General features: G+C 35.4%; 16 protein-coding genes and 1 tRNA gene. 6 read left to right on the top strand and 11 right to left on the bottom strand.

What is annotated here, in order from left to right; genetic code table 11:
• Window positions 1–5: 5 nt before the first annotated feature.
• From ACM55F_RS00965 to ACM55F_RS00950, 4 genes are all read right to left on the bottom strand, one after another.
• Window positions 6–359, bottom strand: a complete 354-nt coding sequence (locus ACM55F_RS00965) for a hypothetical protein (RefSeq protein WP_416851810.1) — start codon at window positions 357–359, stop codon at window positions 6–8.
• Window positions 360–607: 248 nt separating this feature from the next.
• Window positions 608–1,597: an aspartate-semialdehyde dehydrogenase gene (locus ACM55F_RS00960; RefSeq protein WP_416851809.1), complete on the bottom strand. Its 990-nt coding sequence runs from the start codon at window positions 1,595–1,597 to the stop codon at window positions 608–610.
• Between the two features lie 186 nt (window positions 1,598–1,783).
• The gene (gene mscL / locus ACM55F_RS00955; protein WP_416851808.1) at window positions 1,784–2,200 is read right to left on the bottom strand and encodes a large conductance mechanosensitive channel protein MscL; all 417 of its coding nucleotides are present in this window, start codon (window positions 2,198–2,200) and stop codon (window positions 1,784–1,786) included.
• 88 nt (window positions 2,201–2,288) lie between these two features.
• A complete protein-coding gene (locus tag ACM55F_RS00950; RefSeq protein ID WP_416851807.1) occupies window positions 2,289–4,736 on the bottom strand; it encodes a bifunctional UDP-N-acetylmuramoyl-tripeptide:D-alanyl-D-alanine ligase/alanine racemase in 2,448 nt (815 codons plus the stop codon).
• A 302-nt stretch (window positions 4,737–5,038) separates the two neighbouring features.
• On the opposite strand from ACM55F_RS00950, the gene ACM55F_RS00945 reads away from it, so the two are divergent.
• The gene (locus ACM55F_RS00945) at window positions 5,039–5,644 is read left to right on the top strand and encodes a hypothetical protein (protein ID WP_416851806.1); all 606 of its coding nucleotides are present in this window, start codon (window positions 5,039–5,041) and stop codon (window positions 5,642–5,644) included.
• Here the strand turns inward: ACM55F_RS00945 and ACM55F_RS00940 are convergent.
• Window positions 5,639–6,340 carry a porin family protein gene (locus ACM55F_RS00940; RefSeq protein ID WP_416851805.1) on the bottom strand — a complete coding sequence of 234 codons (702 nt, stop codon included), beginning with the start codon at window positions 6,338–6,340 and terminating at the stop codon, window positions 5,639–5,641. The genes ACM55F_RS00945 and ACM55F_RS00940 overlap by 6 nt on opposite strands.
• Before the next feature lie 405 nt (window positions 6,341–6,745).
• On the opposite strand from ACM55F_RS00940, the gene gnd reads away from it, so the two are divergent.
• From gnd to ACM55F_RS00925, 3 genes are read left to right on the top strand one after another with little or no spacing between them, the layout of a single operon-like run.
• Entirely contained in the window at window positions 6,746–7,645 is a 900-nt protein-coding gene (gene gnd, locus ACM55F_RS00935) for a phosphogluconate dehydrogenase (NAD(+)-dependent, decarboxylating) (RefSeq protein ID WP_416851804.1), read from the top strand.
• Between the two features lie 53 nt (window positions 7,646–7,698).
• The gene (locus tag ACM55F_RS00930) at window positions 7,699–9,018 is read left to right on the top strand and encodes a gluconate:H+ symporter (RefSeq protein ID WP_416851803.1); all 1,320 of its coding nucleotides are present in this window, start codon (window positions 7,699–7,701) and stop codon (window positions 9,016–9,018) included.
• Between the two features lie 18 nt (window positions 9,019–9,036).
• Window positions 9,037–10,455, top strand: a complete 1,419-nt coding sequence (locus ACM55F_RS00925; protein ID WP_416851801.1) for a gluconokinase — start codon at window positions 9,037–9,039, stop codon at window positions 10,453–10,455.
• A 361-nt stretch (window positions 10,456–10,816) separates the two neighbouring features.
• On the opposite strand, the gene ACM55F_RS00920 is transcribed toward ACM55F_RS00925, so the two are convergent.
• The 6 genes from ACM55F_RS00920 to ACM55F_RS00895 form a co-directional block, all read right to left on the bottom strand.
• Window positions 10,817–10,903: transfer RNA gene (locus tag ACM55F_RS00920), tRNA-Ser, on the bottom strand.
• Window positions 10,904–10,959: 56 nt separating this feature from the next.
• Window positions 10,960–11,988 carry an asparaginase gene (locus ACM55F_RS00915; RefSeq protein ID WP_416851800.1) on the bottom strand — a complete coding sequence of 343 codons (1,029 nt, stop codon included), beginning with the start codon at window positions 11,986–11,988 and terminating at the stop codon, window positions 10,960–10,962.
• Window positions 11,978–13,114: a 1-acyl-sn-glycerol-3-phosphate acyltransferase gene (locus tag ACM55F_RS00910; protein ID WP_416851799.1), complete on the bottom strand. Its 1,137-nt coding sequence runs from the start codon at window positions 13,112–13,114 to the stop codon at window positions 11,978–11,980. The genes ACM55F_RS00915 and ACM55F_RS00910 overlap by 11 nt, the downstream gene beginning before the upstream one ends.
• Window positions 13,115–13,179: 65 nt before the next feature.
• The gene (locus ACM55F_RS00905) at window positions 13,180–13,959 is read right to left on the bottom strand and encodes a TatD family hydrolase (RefSeq protein WP_416851798.1); all 780 of its coding nucleotides are present in this window, start codon (window positions 13,957–13,959) and stop codon (window positions 13,180–13,182) included.
• 147 nt (window positions 13,960–14,106) lie between these two features.
• Entirely contained in the window at window positions 14,107–14,832 is a 726-nt protein-coding gene (locus ACM55F_RS00900; RefSeq protein ID WP_416851796.1) for a tetratricopeptide repeat protein, read from the bottom strand.
• A gap of 2 nt (window positions 14,833–14,834) precedes the next feature.
• The gene (locus tag ACM55F_RS00895; protein ID WP_416851794.1) at window positions 14,835–15,419 is read right to left on the bottom strand and encodes an RNA polymerase sigma factor; all 585 of its coding nucleotides are present in this window, start codon (window positions 15,417–15,419) and stop codon (window positions 14,835–14,837) included.
• Between the two features lie 296 nt (window positions 15,420–15,715).
• On the opposite strand from ACM55F_RS00895, the gene ACM55F_RS00890 reads away from it, so the two are divergent.
• A complete protein-coding gene (locus ACM55F_RS00890) occupies window positions 15,716–16,744 on the top strand; it encodes a hypothetical protein (RefSeq protein WP_416851792.1) in 1,029 nt (342 codons plus the stop codon).
• A gap of 232 nt (window positions 16,745–16,976) precedes the next feature.
• A complete protein-coding gene (locus ACM55F_RS00885) occupies window positions 16,977–18,929 on the top strand; it encodes a PKD domain-containing protein (protein ID WP_416851790.1) in 1,953 nt (650 codons plus the stop codon).
• The last annotated feature ends 34 nt before the right edge of the window (window positions 18,930–18,963 follow it).

Raw genomic sequence — 18,963 nt, 5'->3', positions numbered from 1 at the left:
TAAATTCAGCTTAAATTATTTACAGGTGGTCCGCGGTGGGAATACAAACTTCCAGAAAACGAAAGAATCGTTTCTGAGTCAGCAAAGAAATAAGGTATTTCTTTGTATGGGGTATATAATTGACAGGAGAAATCAGTCGGGGAAATGTAACTGCTGGAAGTGAATTCACAAAGCAAACAATGGTCAAAACCTCTATGCTGATGGGTTAATTCTGCCTTATTAGAATCGTTTTTGTGATAACAGGCCTTTTCTGAAAGTTTTTTTTCCAGATGCTCATACCCATGAAACGATTGAAACACTATAGAGAACAATAGTGCAATCGCAAAGAAAAGATTAATTATGAGCTGTTTCTTTTTCATCCTTGACAAAGGTAACGAAACAATTTAGAAAAAGTAACATGCTTCTTTTTTACCATATAAGAAATTTAAAGAAACATAAGTTTTAAACTTAAATAAAAAATCATTCTCTTAAATGAACTTACATCCTTATCTGTTTTAAAAATCAACTTTTTTTTGGCTAGGAAAAACTGTAAAAAAGAAAACCATTTGTTCTGACAAATTATATTTTGACAAAACAAATGGTTTTAATTTGAACTAAAAATCAAGTATTACACCAATTTAGCAGCAATCAAATATTCTGCAATTTGTATGGTGTTTGTAGCGGCTCCTTTTCTCAAGTTATCAGCAACAATCCACATATTCAAGGTGTTTTCCTGACTTTCGTCACGACGAATTCTACCTACAAAAACATCATCTTTCCCTTGTGCATACATTGGCATTGGGTAGGTATAGGTATCATTGTTGTCTTGAACCACAACACCATCCGTATGATGCAAAATATTTTGTACTTCGCTAATATCAAAATCATTAGTGAATTCAACATTTACCGCTTCACTGTGTCCACCAACGATTGGCACACGAACAGCTGTAGCCGTAACTGCAATTGTATTATCACTTAATATTTTTTTAGTTTCACGAACTAATTTCATTTCTTCTTTAGTGTACCCGTTATCTTCAAATGAATCACATTGTGGAATTGCATTTCTGTGAATTGGATATTTGTAAGCCATTTCACCTTGAACTCCTGCATATTCATTTTCTAACTGTTGTACTGCTTTTACACCTGTTCCAGTGATGGATTGATACGTAGAAACAATAACACGTTTGATGTTGTATTTTCTATGCAATGGAGCCAAAACCAATACCATTTGTATCGTAGAACAGTTTGGATTTGCAATGATTTTATCTGCTGCAGTCAATTCAGATGCATTGATTTCAGGAACGATTAATTTTTTGGTTGGATCCATTCTCCAAGCTGATGAATTATCGATAACGGTTGTTCCCGCTGCTGCAAATTTTGGAGCCCATTCCAGTGAAGTATCTCCTCCTGCAGAAAACAAAGCAATATCCGCTTTCATGTCCACAGCAGTTTGCATACCAACCACTTTATATTTTTTACCTTTATATTCTATTTCTTTTCCCACTGATCTTTCAGAAGCAACCGGGATTAATTCTGTTACAGGGAAATTTCTTTCTGCCAATACTTTTAACATTACTTCGCCAACCATTCCAGTAGCGCCTACAACTGCTATTCTCATAGTATATTTTTATTATTGAGTACTAAATTTGAATGGCAAAAGTAAGTAATATTCAAATTAAAACAAGCGTGTTCACAAAAAATAACAAAATGTTATAAATATAACAATTCATAATTTCGTATTTTAACAAAAAGAAAAACCGCCTCCATACGAAGCGGTTTAGTTAGAATATATAGTGTAGCGGTATTATTTTTTCAATAAATCTCTAATTTGTGTAAGCAATTCTTCCTGCGTAGGTCCAGTTGGAGCAGCAGGAGCAACTTCTTCTTTCTTTTTAGCCTTTTCAGCAGCTCTTAAAATAATAAAAATAAAGAAGGCAATAATAACAAAATTAATTATGGCTTGCACCAAATTTCCATAAGTGATTACAGCTGCACCGGCAGTTTTTGCAGCAGCTAAAGTTTCATAGCTGTTCCCGTCTAGTGTGACAAATTTTTGCGTAAAATCAATTCCGCCAGTTATCAAACCTACAATTGGCATAATAACGTCATCTACAGCTGACCCTACAATTTTACCAAACGCAGCACCAATAACAACTGCAGTTGCTAAACTCAACACATCACCTTTCATTAAAGAAGCTTTAAAATCACCGAAAAATCCCATAATTAATTTTTTTAGGTTAAAATATATTTTTTGCTAAACGAATTTAATCAAAATTTTAATACAATTAACAGCCGTTTGCCTAAATTTATTATTCCCTATAAAACACCCGTTTCACTCGTTGCGAAATACTGGTAAGAACTTCATACGGTATCGTGTTTAATTTCTGGGCAATATAATTGACTGTTGGGCTTTCGCCAAAAATGATTGCGGCATCCCCTTCTTTACAATCAATTTCGCTGATATCCACCATTAACATATCCATGCAAATACTTCCAAGAATGGTCGCTTTTTCATTTTTAATAGTCACAAAACCAATCCCATTTCCCCAACCTCTCGAAATTCCATCAGCATAACCTATGGGAATTGTTGCAATTTTTGTTGGTTTCTCCGCCATAAATCGTCTGCCATACCCCACACTTTCACCGGCAGGAATGGTTCTGATTTGAGAAATTACTGATTTGAGTGTGCCTACATTTTCTAAATATTTCTGCTCTTCACTGTCATTTGAAACACCGTAAAGTCCAATTCCAAGGCGAACCATATCATATTGTGAATCCGGATAATTACTGATTCCCGAAGTATTTAAAATATGCCGAATGGGGTTTATTTGCAATTCTGACATTAATTTTGAGGATAATTTCTCAAACAAATCAATTTGTGAATGTGCAAAATCCTTGTGTTCTAAATCGTCACTGGTAGCCATATGAGACAAAACACTTTGCACTTTAACAGCTTGATTTCCTTTTAAAGTCGCTATTAAATCATCAATTGTATTGTTCTCAAAACCCAATCGATGCATTCCTGTATCAAGCTTAATATGAATAGGAAAATGTTTCAATTTCTTTTGCTCTGCAATTTTCAAGAAAGCACGAAGTCCTTTCAAGCTATAAATTTCGGGCTCCAATTGATGTTGTATAATTGCCGAAAAACTGGTAGTTTCCGGATTCAATACCATAATTGGCAGGTTAATCCCGCCATTTTTCAACGAGATTCCCTCATCGGCGAAAGCCACGCCCAAATAATCCACTTTATGATGTTCCAGCAATTTGGCTATTTCAAGACCACCACTACCATAACCAAAAGCTTTAACCATTACCATTATTTTAGTGTTTGCTTTCAGCTTTGATTTAAAGAAACTCAAGTTATGACTGATGGCATTCAGGTTAATTTCAAGAACGGTCTCATGTGTTTTCTCTTCTAATAAAGCTACTATTTCTTCAAAATGAAACGTGCGTGCTCCTTTAATCAAAATCGTTTCATTGTTAAAATTTAAATCATCAAAACCAGCAATAAAAGCTTCTGTATTTTTAAAAGTAACACAATTTGTAAATTTATTTTCGAATGACGAAATGGTTTCTCCAATCCCGATAATCCTTATAATTTTATTTGAGATTACCAATTCAGCGACTTTCGAGTACAATTCATCATTGGACAAACCACTTTGAAAAATATCCGATAATATTAGCGTCTTTTTTTGACGTTTATTTTGACTTTCAAGAAAATCCAAAGCGATTTTCAGCGATTGGAAATCGGAACTGTAACTGTCATCAATTATACTGCAATTGTTGATTCCGTTTTTCACTTTCAGACGCATTTCAACGGGATACAATAATTCCATTCGGTTTTGAATCGTCTTTTCGTCATATTTAAAATACAACAAAACCATCAGACACGAAATCGCATTTTCAATGGAAGCCTTATCCTGAAAAGGTATTGTCAATTCGAATGAATCTCCTTTATATTTGTATTGAATGCTTGTACTGTCGTTTTTAATTGCAGCATGAAAGACAAAAACATCAGCATCTTTAGAATCAAAACTCCATGTAAATGCTCTTGTTTTTTTTGAAATAAAGGAATCAACAGTATCATTTTTTTGATAAATGACTACTTCTGAATCTTCAAAAAGCAGCATTTTCTCTTTAACTTTTTCTTCTAAACTTGTAAAACCTTCATTGTGGGCAGAACCAATATTAGTTAAAATCCCAATCGTCGGCTTGATAATGGGTTTCAATTTTTTCATTTCTGAACCGGTAGAAATCCCAGCTTCAAAAATCCCGAGATTGTGTTGCTCATTAATTGCCAAAACAGACAAAGGAACTCCAACCTGTGAGTTGTAACTTTTTGGACTTCGAATAATATTATAATCGGGACTCAGGAGAAAGTTCAACCATTCCTTTACTATCGTTTTACCATTACTTCCAGTCAATCCGATAATAGGAAAATGGAAAAGATCACGATAGTATTCAGCCATTTTCTGCAACGCTTCGACTGTATTTTTGACAATCAGAAAATTGGCTTTGGTCTCGAAATCTTGAGGAATATGAGTAACTACAAAGTTTTGAACACCTTTTTCAATTAAATCTTTTATGTAAAAGTGCGCATCATTATTGGCCCCAACCAAAGCAAAAAACAAGGTTCGTGGACCATTTTGCAACGAGCGACTATCGATAGAAATCGCATCAATTGAAACGGTATTTTTGTTGCCTACAAATCGGGCCTGAATTTGAGGAATTATATTTTGGATTTTTAAACTCATTGATTTGCTGCGTGAATGACGCCTATTTAATTGTTGACACGAATTATTATATCGAGAAAAAGCATCGTAACTTTTGCGAAAGCGCAGCAATAAATTGATTCTCTTTCTAAAACTTGCTCAAAAATAACACTTCTTTTCAAAATGAAGACTTCGAAACGTTACAATTTACAGCTATTCCTTGTTTATTAAAACTCGAACGAAATCCCTTTTTAAAGCATTGCAAAAGTTAAAAACACTATAAACTTACACTAACTATTTTATCAGAATCGTTATATTTGTTAGTACAAACAACACTAGAAATCTTGAAAAAAATCCTGCCAATATTCTCTTATATTTTTCATCCAATATTCATACCGATAATGGCAGCCTTGGTTTACCTTTTTTTCAACCTTTCCCTTTTTGTGAATCAGGAAAAACTTTTCGTATTATTCCAAATCTTAATTGTTACGGTAATCATTCCCATTCTACTTTTTTTACTATTACGTGCTGCGGGAAGAATTGATTCAATCATGGTCGCCGAAGTATCACAGCGCAAAATCCCATTGATAATTCACTGTTTTCTCCTTATTTTACTAGTTCGAAAAAGCATCACTTTAGACCGATATCCTGAATTACATTTTTTCTTTTTGGGGGCATTGATGAGTACTTTACAGGCATTAGTATTGTCGTTTTTTAAGACAAAAGCCAGCTTTCACATGATGGGTATAAGCTCCTTAACCGTTTTTGTAATGGGATTAAGCATGCATTATCAAATCCAGAATAGCTTTATGATTACATTTCTAATACTAATGAACGGTTTTGTGGCTTCATCCCGTTTAGAAATGAAAGCCCATACCCCTTCAGAATTGATTCTTGGTTTTCTTTTAGGAAGTGTGCCTCAACTGCTTTTGTTGTATTTATGGTTATAAAATGTAGAAAATAATCCCAATATTAAAGGATTTCATATCGATGGGCTGACCATCAATTTTTGCAGATTTGAATAGTGAGTTCAAACCGTAATAGGCATATACATTAATCGTATTATAACCTGATGAAATATAAACACCATATAGAAATTTATTAAAATCCTTATTTCCCGTAACAATTATTTTACCCTGATCATCACTAAAAAGGGATCGATCATAAATCAAATAACTGAATTTAACCCCTCCATAAATTCTCCAAAACTTATAACTCTCATAGGTCGATGTTCTCCATCTGAACTCAATAGGGACATCCACTAATAGTTGTGAAAACTTATTCTTACTAAAGACTGTTTCTGCATTGATAATTGAATAAACAAAGGTTTGATCCGATTTATAAATAGCAAGATTTTGATTGTAATTATTATAAGAAAGGCCTATTCCGGATGCTATTGCAATGGTTCTATTTTTATTTATGGGCATATCCCTAAGAAAACCAGCAGAAAAACCGGTTGACAATTTACTCTGGGATAAACCATCCGGTTTGTTCGTTAAAGTATTGTAAGTAAATCCAAAATAAAACTGATCTTCTCTATAAAGGGAATCAATTTTTACTTTTGGATCATTTTCAGCAATCACATTTTCTTGGGAAAAAAGATTGAAAACGGATAAGAAAAGAAAACAACTAAGAAATAATCGCATATTGTTTTTGGGTTTAAAATTACTTAATGATTGTTCCGAACCTATTCATAGGTTTCTATTTCTCATTATGACTTTACAAATATAGGATTTTGATACTTTTCTTATACGTATTGCTGACAAATAAAGCTTATAATAAACTAAACACAGAAAAAATTAAATGAACTTATATTTCTCTTATATGTCTAGAAACATAAACCATGTAATAACCATAAGTTTATTTAAAAAATTGTGTAGTAATTAAAATCTGCTCCATCAAAAACCAATTAATTAACATATTGATTTAAGCTATTTAAATATTTCTTGAATAAATTGCTTGTTAAAAAATTAAAACCAATATTTTTACTAGAAAAATTTTTGAAAGGATACTCAAAAACAACTACAAATTACACTTAAAAATAAACAGTTATGCAAATTGGAATTATAGGATTAGGAAAAATGGGCTTCAACCTTGCCCTGAATTTACAACGAAATGGTTATGAAGTAGTAGCCCAAGACGTAAACACTGACTTTGTAAATAAAATAAGCCAGGAAGGAATTAATACTGCATATTCTGCACAAGAATTATGTCAGAAACTAAATGATCGAAAAGTGATTTGGTTAATGGTGCCTGCTGGCGAAATTGTAGATACAGTTATCACTTCATTAATTCCCTTTTTAGAAAAAAATGATATTATCATTGACGGAGGAAACTCTAACTATAAAGATTCTAAACGTCGCTATTCTCTACTCAAAGAATTGGGTATTGACTTTTTGGACTGCGGAACTTCGGGAGGAACTTCGGGAGCATTAAATGGTGCTTGTACCATGATTGGCGGAGATGCAGCCGTATTTGAATATGTGGCTAAAGTTTTCAAGGATATTTCTGTTGAAAATGGTCACTTATATACCGGTGCAGCAGGAAGTGGTCATTTTACCAAAATGGTTCACAACGGAATCGAATATGGAATGATGCAATCCATTGCCGAAGGTTTTGAGGTTTTTGAACACTCGGAATTTGATATTGATTTCGAAAAAACAGCTAAATTATTCAATCACGGTTCTGTAGTGCGCAGTTGGTTAATGGAACTCACCGAAAATGCTTTTTCGAAAGACCCAAAATTAGACAGCATCAAAGGAATCATGCATTCTTCAGGTGAAGGAAAATGGACACTCGAAACTGCATTAGACTTAGGCGTCCCAACTCCTGTAATCGCACTTTCAATCATGATGCGGTACCGTTCCCAAATGCAGGATACTTTCTCCGGAAAAGTAGTAGCAGCACTTCGTAATGAATTTGGTGGTCATGCAGTCGAGAAAAATGAGTAACCAAAAGACAGTCATTTTTAAACAACTCGAAGTGTAATTTCAAATTCAAGAATATGTCTATATTGATTTTAATTGCAAGTATACTTTTATTACTTGTCTTGATTTCCGCAGTAAAACTGAATGCTTTCATCTCATTAATAATTGCTTCTTTGTTTGTGGGAATTGCCAAAGGGATGCTCTTTCCCGATATTATTAATTCGCTCCAACTAGGAATAGGAAGCACGTTAGGATCTCTGATAGTGATTATCGCTTTTGGCGTTATTCTGGGAAATATTCTTTCGGATAGTGGTGCCGCTCAACGAATTAGTTCGGCAATGATTAATGCTTTTGGAATCAAGCATATTAAATGGGCCATGTTACTGACTGGCTTTGCGGTAGGAATTTCAATGTTCTATAATGCTGGTTTTGTGATCTTGATTCCAATGGTTTTCGCTGTCGCAAAAAGCACTAAACAGCCTATAATTTATCTTGGAATCGCCATGGCTTCGGCATTATCAGTAACGCACGGTTTTTTGCCACCTCATCCCGGACCAACTGCCATTGCCGTAATTTTTAAAGCTGACATTGGACAAACTTTACTGTACGGATTAGTAATAGCAATTCCTACTTTGCTGATTGCCGGAATTATTTTTCCTGAGTTCATTAAGAAAATCGTTGCCAATCCTCCCAAAGGATTATTCGAAAGCAAAACATTCGCTGAAAACGAAATGCCATCTTTCGGCATCAGTTTTCTAGCTGCATTAATTCCTGTAATCTTGATGGGATTAGCCACAATAAGCGAATTAAGCCTACCCGAAGCATCTACTTTACGTCATATACTTGGATTTATTGGAAATCCAACCACCTCCATGCTTATTGCAGTATTGTTTGCCATAGTTTTTTTGGGCATTAATCGCGGTCGGAAGATGCAAGATATTATGGATAAATCCAGTTCGGCGATGAGTTCCGCCACCATGATTATCATGATTATTGCAGCCGGCGGTGCTTTCAAACAATTGCTGATTGACAGTGGCATCGGTACTGATTTAGCTGTTTTTTTCGAAACATCAACACTTTCTCCTTTAGTATTGGGCTGGCTTATCGCAACAATTATTCGAATTGCATTAGGTTCAGCAACTGTCGCAGGATTAACTGCTGCAGGGATTGTACAGCCGTTAGTGGCTACTTCAGGAATAAACCCCGAACTTATGGTACTGTCTATTGGAGCAGGGAGTTTAATGTGTTCTCATGTAAATGACACTGGTTTTTGGATGTTTAAAGAATATTTTGGGATTAGCATTTCGGATACTTTCAAAACATGGACCGTGATGGAAACCATCATTGGAATCATGGGATTAATAGGCGTGTTGTTACTGAATTTATTTGTGGGATAATAATTTATCTAATTAAAAATGGAACAGTTTTACATAGGAATAGATATTGGCACCACGGCAACCAAAGCAGTGTGTTTTGACAAGACAGGAAAAGTGATTCGGGAATTTAGCCTGTCCTACCCATTGTATCATCCTGAAGTGAATTGGAGCATCCAAAAACCCAATGAAATAGTAGCTGCTGTTTTAAAATGCATTCAGCAAATCACAAAAGAAATTCAGCCTGAATTTATCAGTTTTAGTTCGGCGATGCAAAGCATCATAGCAATCGACAATGCAGGAAACCCTCTCACCGATGCAATTATTTGGGCAGATAATAGAGCCCATTCATTAGCCGAAGCGTTAAAAGAATCAGAGCAAGGTAAAAACTTCTATCAAAAAACAGGGATTCCTATTCATACTTTTTCACCCATGACCAAAATTGCTTGGCTGAAAGAACATGATGCAACAACGTTTTTAAAAGCCTTTAAATTTATCAGTCTCAAAGAATACATTTGGCACCATCTTACGGGAGAATATGTAATTGATTCTTCCATGGCATCGGGTACCGGACTAATGAATATTCATGCGCTACAATGGGAAACAGAAATCCTTGATTATTTAAAAATTGACGAGTCCCAACTATCCACAATTGTGAGTCCTATGCATCAAAGTAAAGGGTTATCCGATGGTTTTCAATATATACTTGGTGGCGGTGACGGCGTATTGGCAAATTTAGGAACCGGAGCAATGGAAGCCGGCCGCATGGCTTTATCCATTGGAACAAGCGGTGCTGTACGCTTGCCTTCTGACACGCCTTTTATTGATTCCCAAATGCGAACACAGTGTTACCATTTGATGGACAATCAATATTTGAAATTAGGCGCTGTTAATAATGGTGCAATTGTTTTGCAATGGCTGAAAGAATCCATCCTAAAAACAGACGAATCTTTTGAGGAACTTTTCGAACAAGCCAAAACAATTCCTGCCGGATCTGAAGGTTTACTTTTTGTTCCTTATTTATTAGGGGAAAGAGCTCCAATTTGGGATGCTTCCGCTCAGGGAACTCTTTTGGGAATCCGCATTATACATACTCAGGCACATTTAATTCGGGCTACACTTGAAGGTATTTTATTTGGACTATTAAGCATTACTGAAATCTTACTTCCTGATTTCGAAAAAAGACATCAAACGTCAATAATGGCGAGTGGTGGTTTTGGAAAAAGCGACCTTTGGTTACAAATAGTCGCTGATATTTTTCAAATGAAAGTAATCGTAGCCGAAACAATTGAAGCTTCTGCATGGGGCGCCGTTTTAATCGGATTTAAAGCTACCGGTATTTCCGTTCCAAAGGAATCTAAAATTGGAAAAATTTTTCTACCAAATAAAGACTCCAAAGAAATCTACGAACAGGGTTTTGAGAAATTCAAACGGGTTTATCCTTTGTTGAAAGATATTTAAAAATGAACTTTTTAAATTAATCTTAAATGTCTGCTGTAACAAAAAAGTTTGTCACACTATAGACCCTTTTCAATTAGGGATTAACTTCGTTGATCCCTAGAGGGGCGTCTCACAAAGAAATTAATGCTTGGCATTTAATTCCTGATCCTTTTTTGTTTTATACGCTTAGACAAACAAAAAGTTTGTCACGCTATAAATAGAGATTACCTACGGTGATCCCTGAAAGGGGCGTCTCACAAAGAAATCAATGCTTGGCATTTCATGCCTGATCCTTTTTTGTTTTATAGCTTAGACAAACAAAAAGTTTGTCACGCTATAAAACAAAAAATGCTCCCCTTTCAGGAAGCATTAATTTTTTTTGCAGAGAGGATGGGATTCGAACCCACGATGCAGTTACCCACATACTAGCTTTCCAGGCTAGCTCCTTCAACCACTCGGACACCTCTCTATTTTGGTTTGCAAAGAACACAAAAAAAACTGACTTAGAAAAGTAAAATCTGAATATTATACCATTTCTCCCCGTAAAGCCGTTTCAAAGATAGTTTTGAAGTCTTTTGGAGCTATTTTTTGGCTTAATAAATACATTAATTTTGTGATTGCCGCTTCGGTAGTGATGTCTTTGCCTGAAATCACTCCTATTTTTTTCATTCCTGTACTAGTTTCATAATGTCCCATGCTAACACTTCCTCCAGAACATTGGGTAACATTGACGATATACAATCCTTTTTCAATCGATTTTCTTAAAAGTGCTATAAACCATTCTTCGGTAGGAGCATTTCCGGCTCCGTAGGTTTCTAAGACAATCCCCTTAAGATTTTGAATATTAAAAATGGCTGACAGAACGGTTTCGTTTATTCCGGGAAACATTTTTATGATGACCACATTATTATCTAAAATTTTATGAACCTTTAATTTTCTGACCCTTGGTATCGGTAAAAATAATTCGGGATTCATATTTAAATGCACGCCAGATTCTACCAAAGAAGGATAATTAGGAGATGTAAATGCTTTGAAATTTTCTGCATTTATTTTTGTCGTTCTGTTACCACGGTATAATTTGTATTCAAAATAAAGACAAACTTCTCTTATGACCGATTTTCCATTTTCACGTAAAGAAGCAATTTGGATAGCCGTAATCAGATTCTCTTTAGCATCCGTACGCAAATCTCCAATAGGCAATTGTGATCCGGTAAAAATGACTGGTTTTGATAAGCTTTCGAGCATAAAACTCAATGCTGATGCCGAATATGACATGGTATCCGAACCATGGAGCACCACAAATCCATCAAATTCAGCATAATTTTCTTCGATAATCGAAGCAATTTTAGCCCACTCTTGAGGATTCATGTTGGAGGAATCGATGGGATTTTCGAAAGAAATTGTTTCGATCTCGCAATCCAATTGTTTCAATTCCGGGATTCTCTGTAATAATTTACTAAAATTGAAGGCCTTGAGCGCACCTGTTTCAAAATCTTTCCTCATACCAATGGTTCCACCAGTATAAATTAGTAGTATTTTGGCTTTAGATTGCATTTTGGTATTTCAATTTATTCACTACGGGATTTGCATACATCGCAAGAAAACCATCTAAAGCTATTGGATTATCATGGTCAATTCGCATTTCTAGTCTACGCTCAAAAAGTGATTTCTCATTTTCTGTGTACAAATGCGAATAGGTATTGACTTTATTAACAATATCATACGCGATATAATTAGTTGGCCACAACTTGTAATTACTTAATATCGCATCATCAATAACTTGTGCTAATGCAACAATTTGCTTGTTTGAATTGTCATTTTCAGCAATAATCCCATCTATTTCTGTGTCTAAAACTTTCCCTACGTGAATGTGGATTTTTTTCTTCTGTCCCAAAGCGCCACTAAGAATTGTCATGAAATCTTCATTTTTTTCCTTAATGTAAACCTCATTATTCGCTTCAGCCATCAATTGAGGCATTTTCAAAGCATCCGTTGGGTCGTATTCATAGGAAATGGAAACGGGTACGATTTTGAGTTTCTTGAAATAATCCATCAAATTCATTTCATCAGAAGCCATTCCCAGCATTTTCAAAACACCTGGATTTGTGGCATCATTACCATCTTTTGTTCTTCCTTCCCGTTGCGCAATCCAAACGGAACGGTTTTCATGAAGTAACAAATGACCTATATATTCTGACAACAGCTTTGAACTCTGTAACATTTCCCTTGGCGTTAAGCCACGTTGTACCAGAAAATTACGGTTTAATTTCGCCAAAGTCTTCAGAAAAGATTTTTTTACTAAATTATCTCCTATCGCTGATGCGGTCATCACTAATCCATGCTCAAATAAAGAAGCATTTAATAATGTTGTATCTAAAAGAATATCACGATGATTCGAAATAAACAAATACGAAGTGTTCTTATTTAACTTTTCAAAACCAGAAGTTGTTAATCCTTCAGAGCTTTTTTCTAATACTTTCTGAACGGATTGGTAAATAAAATTACATTGAAAATCACGAATAGAATGCGTTTTCCTGAGTTGCTCTTTCCAAACTTCGTCAGCAACATCCGGAAAAGAAAAATTCATTAATGCCTTCATCATTGGATGATGAATCACATCTTGAAGAGCCTCGTTTATTTCGGAATCATAAAATGGCCGAATAGCGTCAAATTTCTGCATTGTTAGTTTTCTATGTTTGTCTGGGCAAAAGAACAAAAAAAAAGTTAAAATAAAATAAATTTGTTTTAAATCCCAAAAATTGCTTTAGAATTCTCCGTTGTTATTGTCGCAATTTCTTTTGGCGTCAGACCATAAATTTCGGACAACTTATTTATAACATTTACCAGATAGCTGCTTTCGTTCCTTTTTCCTCTATAAGGAATAGGCGCTAAATAAGGGGAATCTGTTTCCAAAACGATGTGTTTCAAATCTATTTGATTCAGAAATTGATCTATTTTCCCGTTTTTGAAAGTTACCACTCCTCCTATTCCAAGTTTCATATTATACGAAATGACACGTAATGCCTGCTCATAAGTCCCCGAAAAACAATGAAAAATTCCGAATAAATCGGCTGATTTTTCTTCCTCCAAAATTTCGAATATTTCATCAAAAGCTTCCCGACAATGAATCACGATTGGTAATTTATACTGTTTTGCCAGTTGGATTTGCCTTCTGAAAGCAATTTGTTGCTGTGGCAAATGGGTTTTATCCCAATACAAATCAATTCCAATTTCGCCAATCGCATAGAATTTTCTTTTGGCTAATTCGTTTTCCACATGTTGTAATTCCTGTAGATAATTTTCTTTCACATACGTTGGATGCAAACCCATCATCAGAAAAACGTTATTTGGATATTTATTCTCTAAATCATACATAGATTCCGTACAAGTAGAATCGATTGCAGGAATAAAAAATCGGGAAACGCCCGCATCAATTGCTCTTTGAATCATTTCGTTTCTATCCTGATCAAATTCCTCAGAATATAAATGTGTGTGTGTATCGGTGATTATTGTCGTTGTTTCCAAGTGTAAAGTTTAAGGCTACAAAGTTGCGAAGTTTTTTAAAATTTAACCACAAAAGTCACAAAAGAAAAAAAGATACTCCAGAAAATTCTTTTGTTCTTTTTGTTGTGCTAATAAAGTGCTTCTTTTGTGACTTTTGTGTTAAAAAATTTAATCCAGTTCCTTCAACAATTCCTGAGCTTGGTCATAATCCTCGTAATCTGAAGGAATCGTCAGCAGGATTTCCTTACATGATTTATAGTCTTTCTGTTTTAATTTAGACAAGGCGAGATTCCAAATGGCTTTATTTTTATAGATGGAAGTTCCTGCTTTCAGTTCATTAAAAACTGCTTCAGCTTCTTGAATTTTATTGGTTTCCAACAATGAAATCCCATAAAAATATTGAATTTCAGGAGTTTTTTTCTCTTTTAGAACTGTTTCAAAAAACGGAACAGCGGCTGTATAATTTTTGGCATTGAAAGCCTCTTCTGCTTGTTTCAAATTAGCATCAATAGTGCCTCTTTCGATAAAATAAGCACCCTCATGTTGGTTGAAATCTTCAAAATTTGGATTTGGATTAAAAAGAAACAACCCCGCCAAAATAGCAACTGATGCGGCAACTAAATATATCCAAGGTTTGAATGCTATCACTTTTGCTTTCGGCTTAGAATCTTTAAAATGATTATTAGAAATCGTTTTTAAATTTTCTTTGAAAGCATCAAACGCATCAGCGTTGCCAAATTTATTTTCCAAGTGAAGATTCAATTCCTTGAAAGTGTCAAATGCTGAAGCCAATTCTGGATCTTCAGCCAATTGGTTCTCGAACTTTACTTTATCCTCGGCAGACAATTCGTCCTGAAGATATTGGTCGAATAGTATATAATGTTCCTCGTTCATGGCTAGGTGATTTTTAAAGATTTAAAACGACTCGTTTCCTGAATCCACTGGGTTAATTGCCCCGTACACAATGATTTTTTCTTGCGGACATACCCGTAAGTCACATTGAGTTTCTCGGCTACTTCTTCCATTGATTTAATGGTAAAACTCAGTTTGAGCAACTCTTGGCATTTTTCGCCCAGTTTCTGGAACATCGCATCAAAAAGCTGTTGTTTTTCCTCGAATGCTTCGGTTTCTGTAACCATCTCGGCTGTGGGTTCATTATTAGATGTAAAATCTTCATCAATTGTTACCCCTTTATTTGATGTTTTTTTCAATTCATTCAACCATTTCCTTTTACACAATAAAAAAAAGTAGGCATCAAACGGGCAGGTGAGTTGCAATTTATTGGCTTTAGCCTGATTAAAAAGCAAAATCATAATTTCCTGTACCACATCTTGAGCCTGATCTTCATCACCGGAATTATTCCTTATATAGGAAACCACTTTGGGAACAAACTTCTTATAAATAGATTGAATGATTGCCGAATTATTACTGGCAAGTCCGTCTATATACATTTGGTCTGCATGAATCGCATTGTTAGCCATAAAAAAACATTTTATGGCTAATGTAAAAAAGAATCTGAAATAAATTCAGATTAGAGGGGTAACAATTATAAAACCAATTTGATATAGCTATGTAAACGTTCTTTAAACAACTTGAAATTATCCAACCTCTGAAAAAAGTTTAAAATTTAAGGGTAACAAAATAACAAGAGAGTTGATATAAGAATGAAGCCAAAAGAATCTGAAATAAATTTAGATTAAAGAGGGGTAACAATTACAAAACAAAAAGTATCTACTAAAAAAACAATTAGAAAAAACAATTTAAAAAATTAGAAATCATGAAATCAACGATTCACGCACACCAAAAAAACAATTTGAAACTTGTAAGTAAAACAAATTTTAAAAACATCGGATTATTATTCTTAGCAACAATTTCATTAGTAAGCTGTAACAATGATGGTGACGACACCACTATTTCACCGGCATCAGCAGCAGAGTTTGCAGCTGTTAAAAAAGCGGCTTTAGACGGACAAACACAAAAATTCACTATGACAGCGGCAACAGGCATAATCACACTAACATCAGCCAAAGGCGTTAAAATAAACATTAACGGTGATTGTTTGACCAAAGCAGGAAATCCGGTAACAGGAGCTGTAGATATTGAGTTTGTAGAACTTTTTGACAAAGGTAAAATGTTAGTGACTAACAAACCTACCATGGGAATAATGGGCGATGGAAATAGAAATTTATTGATTTCCGGCGGAGAATTCTTTATCAAGGCAACACAAGGTGGAGTTGAACTGGCAACCACCTGTAACATTAATCTAATGGTTCCCGCAAGTTTAACTGACGGTATAGATGCTGCCATGACATTTTGGACTGGAGTTATAGATGCTAATGGAGACTTGGCTTGGAAAGATGCCAGAGATGCAGCTGGAACAAACGGAGGAAAAGGCGGCGTACAAGCAGAAGGAAACAACTATTATGTTTCTTTTGGGAACTTTGGATGGACCAATGTGGATAAATTCTACAGCGATCCAAGACCAAGAACCACTATTCTTGCTGATGCTCCTGACGGTTATGACAACACCAATAGTGCGATTTATTTATCTTACGATGGCGAAGGGCAAAATGCACTTGCAAAATTAGATACCTACACTGCAGCCGGCTTATTCAGCGAACATTACGGCCAAATTCCAGTAGGATTAGCGTGTCACGTAATTTTTGCAACCGAAGACAACGGACAATGGAGATACGCCATCAAAGCCGTTACCGTTCAGGCAAACGATGTGTATACGTTCACTCTTGCTGAAACTACGCTAGGTACCGAAGCTCAATTAGTAGCCGCAATCAATGCTATTCAGTAGCTTACAAATAAATTTAATAAAAAAGTGGTGATTTGCTCATCACTTTTTTTTACATTTAAAAATATTTTCAAACTTATCCTGAGTCATTGCGAGAAGGAACGACGTGGCAATCAGGAGCTAATCCTGCTATCCGTTTCAATCTTTCCAGTCCTGAACTTGTTTCAGGATCCTGAAACAAGTTCAGGACTGGAAAGGATTTTCACTGCTATCAGGGCTAAAAACCACCCCGACTATGAAACAACTTTTAGCATTCTTCATTTGCATTTCGTCAACACTACTATTTTCCCAAACAAAAGTAAAAGACACCATTACCCGAAGAGCTAATATTGGATACAATCAAAAAGGGAATCTAGTCACTTTCAAGCCTGAAACGCCACCGCTTATCCCAATCGCCGGCGCACCAAAACCCAGTTATTCCTACTTATGGGAAATGGGTGACGGACACTACAGCAAGGAAGCGGAACCCAAACACGTTTACAAAACCAAAGGAACCTATACCGCCCGACTTACCGTCACCAATAATTACGATAACGGAAAACCACCGGCAACAAGACCAAAAAAAGTAGCGATAAACGAAGTTTCAGAAGAAGTTTACAAAGACATTGCTTCCATCGAAGACCAAAACGGATTCTCCATTCAAAAAAATTGTGACCCCATTCCGGAACAGGAAATGGTTGTTATTTTAAGTTACCAAAACATGGTAAACTATGTGAGCAGTGGTAAATTGTATCTTTTCTACAATGAAAAACAATTCAAAAACAACAACTTCGAATTGGTTGATTTTAGAACACATGCCGGAGAAAGAGAAATCAAGGAAAACACCATTGCATCCATAAATGACCTGGACGCTTCTGATTCGTATTTGGCCTCCAATGAAACTTTGGCTCCAGCCAAAAAATACAAAACCACAACCACCGAAGAGGATTTAGACGCCACCCTTTTAGAAGCAAATAAAACATATAAAAACGTTTCCATTCTGGAATTTGACGACAGCAATCCAAGTGAAACCCGAAATGTTTTTTACACCTTCAAAACTACTCCAGAAATGATTAAAGATACCAGCGCAACTGTAACCATGCGAGGCATATTTGTTCCCAACCGAAGCTTCAAAAACCACAAAATAAAAAATCTGGAAATGGAAATCGTTACTTCTCACGATCCAAACAAAATGGGTTCTAACGGAAGTTTCCTGAATTACAGATTGGTGCGTTTCAAGAGAGTTAACTTCAAAACCCGCTTCCAGAACAATGGCGAAGGCCCGGCTAGAATGATTCGGCTAGAAACTGATATTCCGAATATGTTCGACAAAACAACATTTCAAGTTGAAGATATGTACCCTAAATGTCCGATTTGTCCCAAAGGCGAAATCCCAACAACAAGTTGTTTAGACACGATTATCAAGCAAAAACAGATTTTCTTTACTTTCAAAAACATTTATTTACCCGGAAGCAACCAAAAAAATGTAAAAGAAATTGACAGTACCAAAGGCTTCGTAAAATACTCCATGAAATTCAATAAAGACTTTCACAAAACAAAAACCAAAAGTAGAACTGCGATAATTTTCGACAAAAACGAACCTATTATTACCAATTATACCACTACCCGATTCTTACCCGGGATCTCCATTGGCGCCAAAGCCGGGTATAATTTGTATCCCGATTTAGAAAATTCCAAAAGCTATTTTGTTGGCGCAACCATTTCTCCCTTCAAATCCTATCGGTATTACTGGCAGGCTGAATTTGTAAACAGTCTTCATTCCTTTGACAATTCAATTGCTGCAGAGGAAACAATCGTCACAACTGCTAATGGTGTTCGACAACTGCAACGCACCACAAAAGCTACCAGCAACCAAAATGTCAATTGGGAAATCCCAGTTCTGGTTCGATACAATATCAATAATTACATTGGTATTGGAGCCGGATTACAAGCGAACATCAATATTTCGGAAAAACAGGAACAAAGACAAAAAGTCGAAACCTATGAAGGAATAACCGATAAATTTTTAATTAGCACAACCAAACAATCCAACTCGGTTTCCGACTCTTTTACCAATTTAAAAACAGGTTTGCTTTTTGATTTAACGCTAGGCGCAGCTCGAATTGGCCCAAGTCTGGGAGCTCGATATGTGATGAATTTCAAGGAGAATTTCAATTATTTTCAGTTTTATGGGATATGGAAGTTCTGAGTTAGTTTAACCATATAAGGAATTTAAGTTCATT

It is taken from the genome of Flavobacterium melibiosi (assembly GCF_048158545.1).
Classification (GTDB): domain Bacteria; phylum Bacteroidota; class Bacteroidia; order Flavobacteriales; family Flavobacteriaceae; genus Flavobacterium; species Flavobacterium melibiosi.
This window is presented reverse-complemented; position numbering and strand designations above follow the sequence as displayed.

Bases quoted from the DNA above. Each gene is read 5' to 3' on its own strand.
- ACM55F_RS00925 (WP_416851801.1), top strand. From the start codon at position 9,037: ATGGAACAGTTTTACATAGGAATAGATATTGGCACCACGGCAACCAAA.
- ACM55F_RS00890 (WP_416851792.1), top strand. From the start codon at position 15,716: ATGAAATCAACGATTCACGCACACCAAAAAAACAATTTGAAACTTGTA.
- ACM55F_RS00910 (WP_416851799.1), bottom strand. From the start codon at position 13,114: ATGCAGAAATTTGACGCTATTCGGCCATTTTATGATTCCGAAATAAAC.
- ACM55F_RS00965 (WP_416851810.1), bottom strand. From the start codon at position 359: ATGAAAAAGAAACAGCTCATAATTAATCTTTTCTTTGCGATTGCACTA.
- mscL (WP_416851808.1), bottom strand. From the start codon at position 2,200: ATGGGATTTTTCGGTGATTTTAAAGCTTCTTTAATGAAAGGTGATGTG.
- ACM55F_RS00900 (WP_416851796.1), bottom strand. From the start codon at position 14,832: ATGAACGAGGAACATTATATACTATTCGACCAATATCTTCAGGACGAA.
- ACM55F_RS00940 (WP_416851805.1), bottom strand. From the start codon at position 6,340: ATGCGATTATTTCTTAGTTGTTTTCTTTTCTTATCCGTTTTCAATCTT.
- ACM55F_RS00950 (WP_416851807.1), bottom strand. From the start codon at position 4,736: ATGAGTTTAAAAATCCAAAATATAATTCCTCAAATTCAGGCCCGATTT.
- gnd (WP_416851804.1), top strand. From the start codon at position 6,746: ATGCAAATTGGAATTATAGGATTAGGAAAAATGGGCTTCAACCTTGCC.
- ACM55F_RS00960 (WP_416851809.1), bottom strand. From the start codon at position 1,597: ATGAGAATAGCAGTTGTAGGCGCTACTGGAATGGTTGGCGAAGTAATG.
- ACM55F_RS00915 (WP_416851800.1), bottom strand. From the start codon at position 11,988: ATGCAATCTAAAGCCAAAATACTACTAATTTATACTGGTGGAACCATT.
- ACM55F_RS00930 (WP_416851803.1), top strand. From the start codon at position 7,699: ATGTCTATATTGATTTTAATTGCAAGTATACTTTTATTACTTGTCTTG.
- ACM55F_RS00895 (WP_416851794.1), bottom strand. From the start codon at position 15,419: ATGGCTAACAATGCGATTCATGCAGACCAAATGTATATAGACGGACTT.
- ACM55F_RS00885 (WP_416851790.1), top strand. From the start codon at position 16,977: ATGAAACAACTTTTAGCATTCTTCATTTGCATTTCGTCAACACTACTA.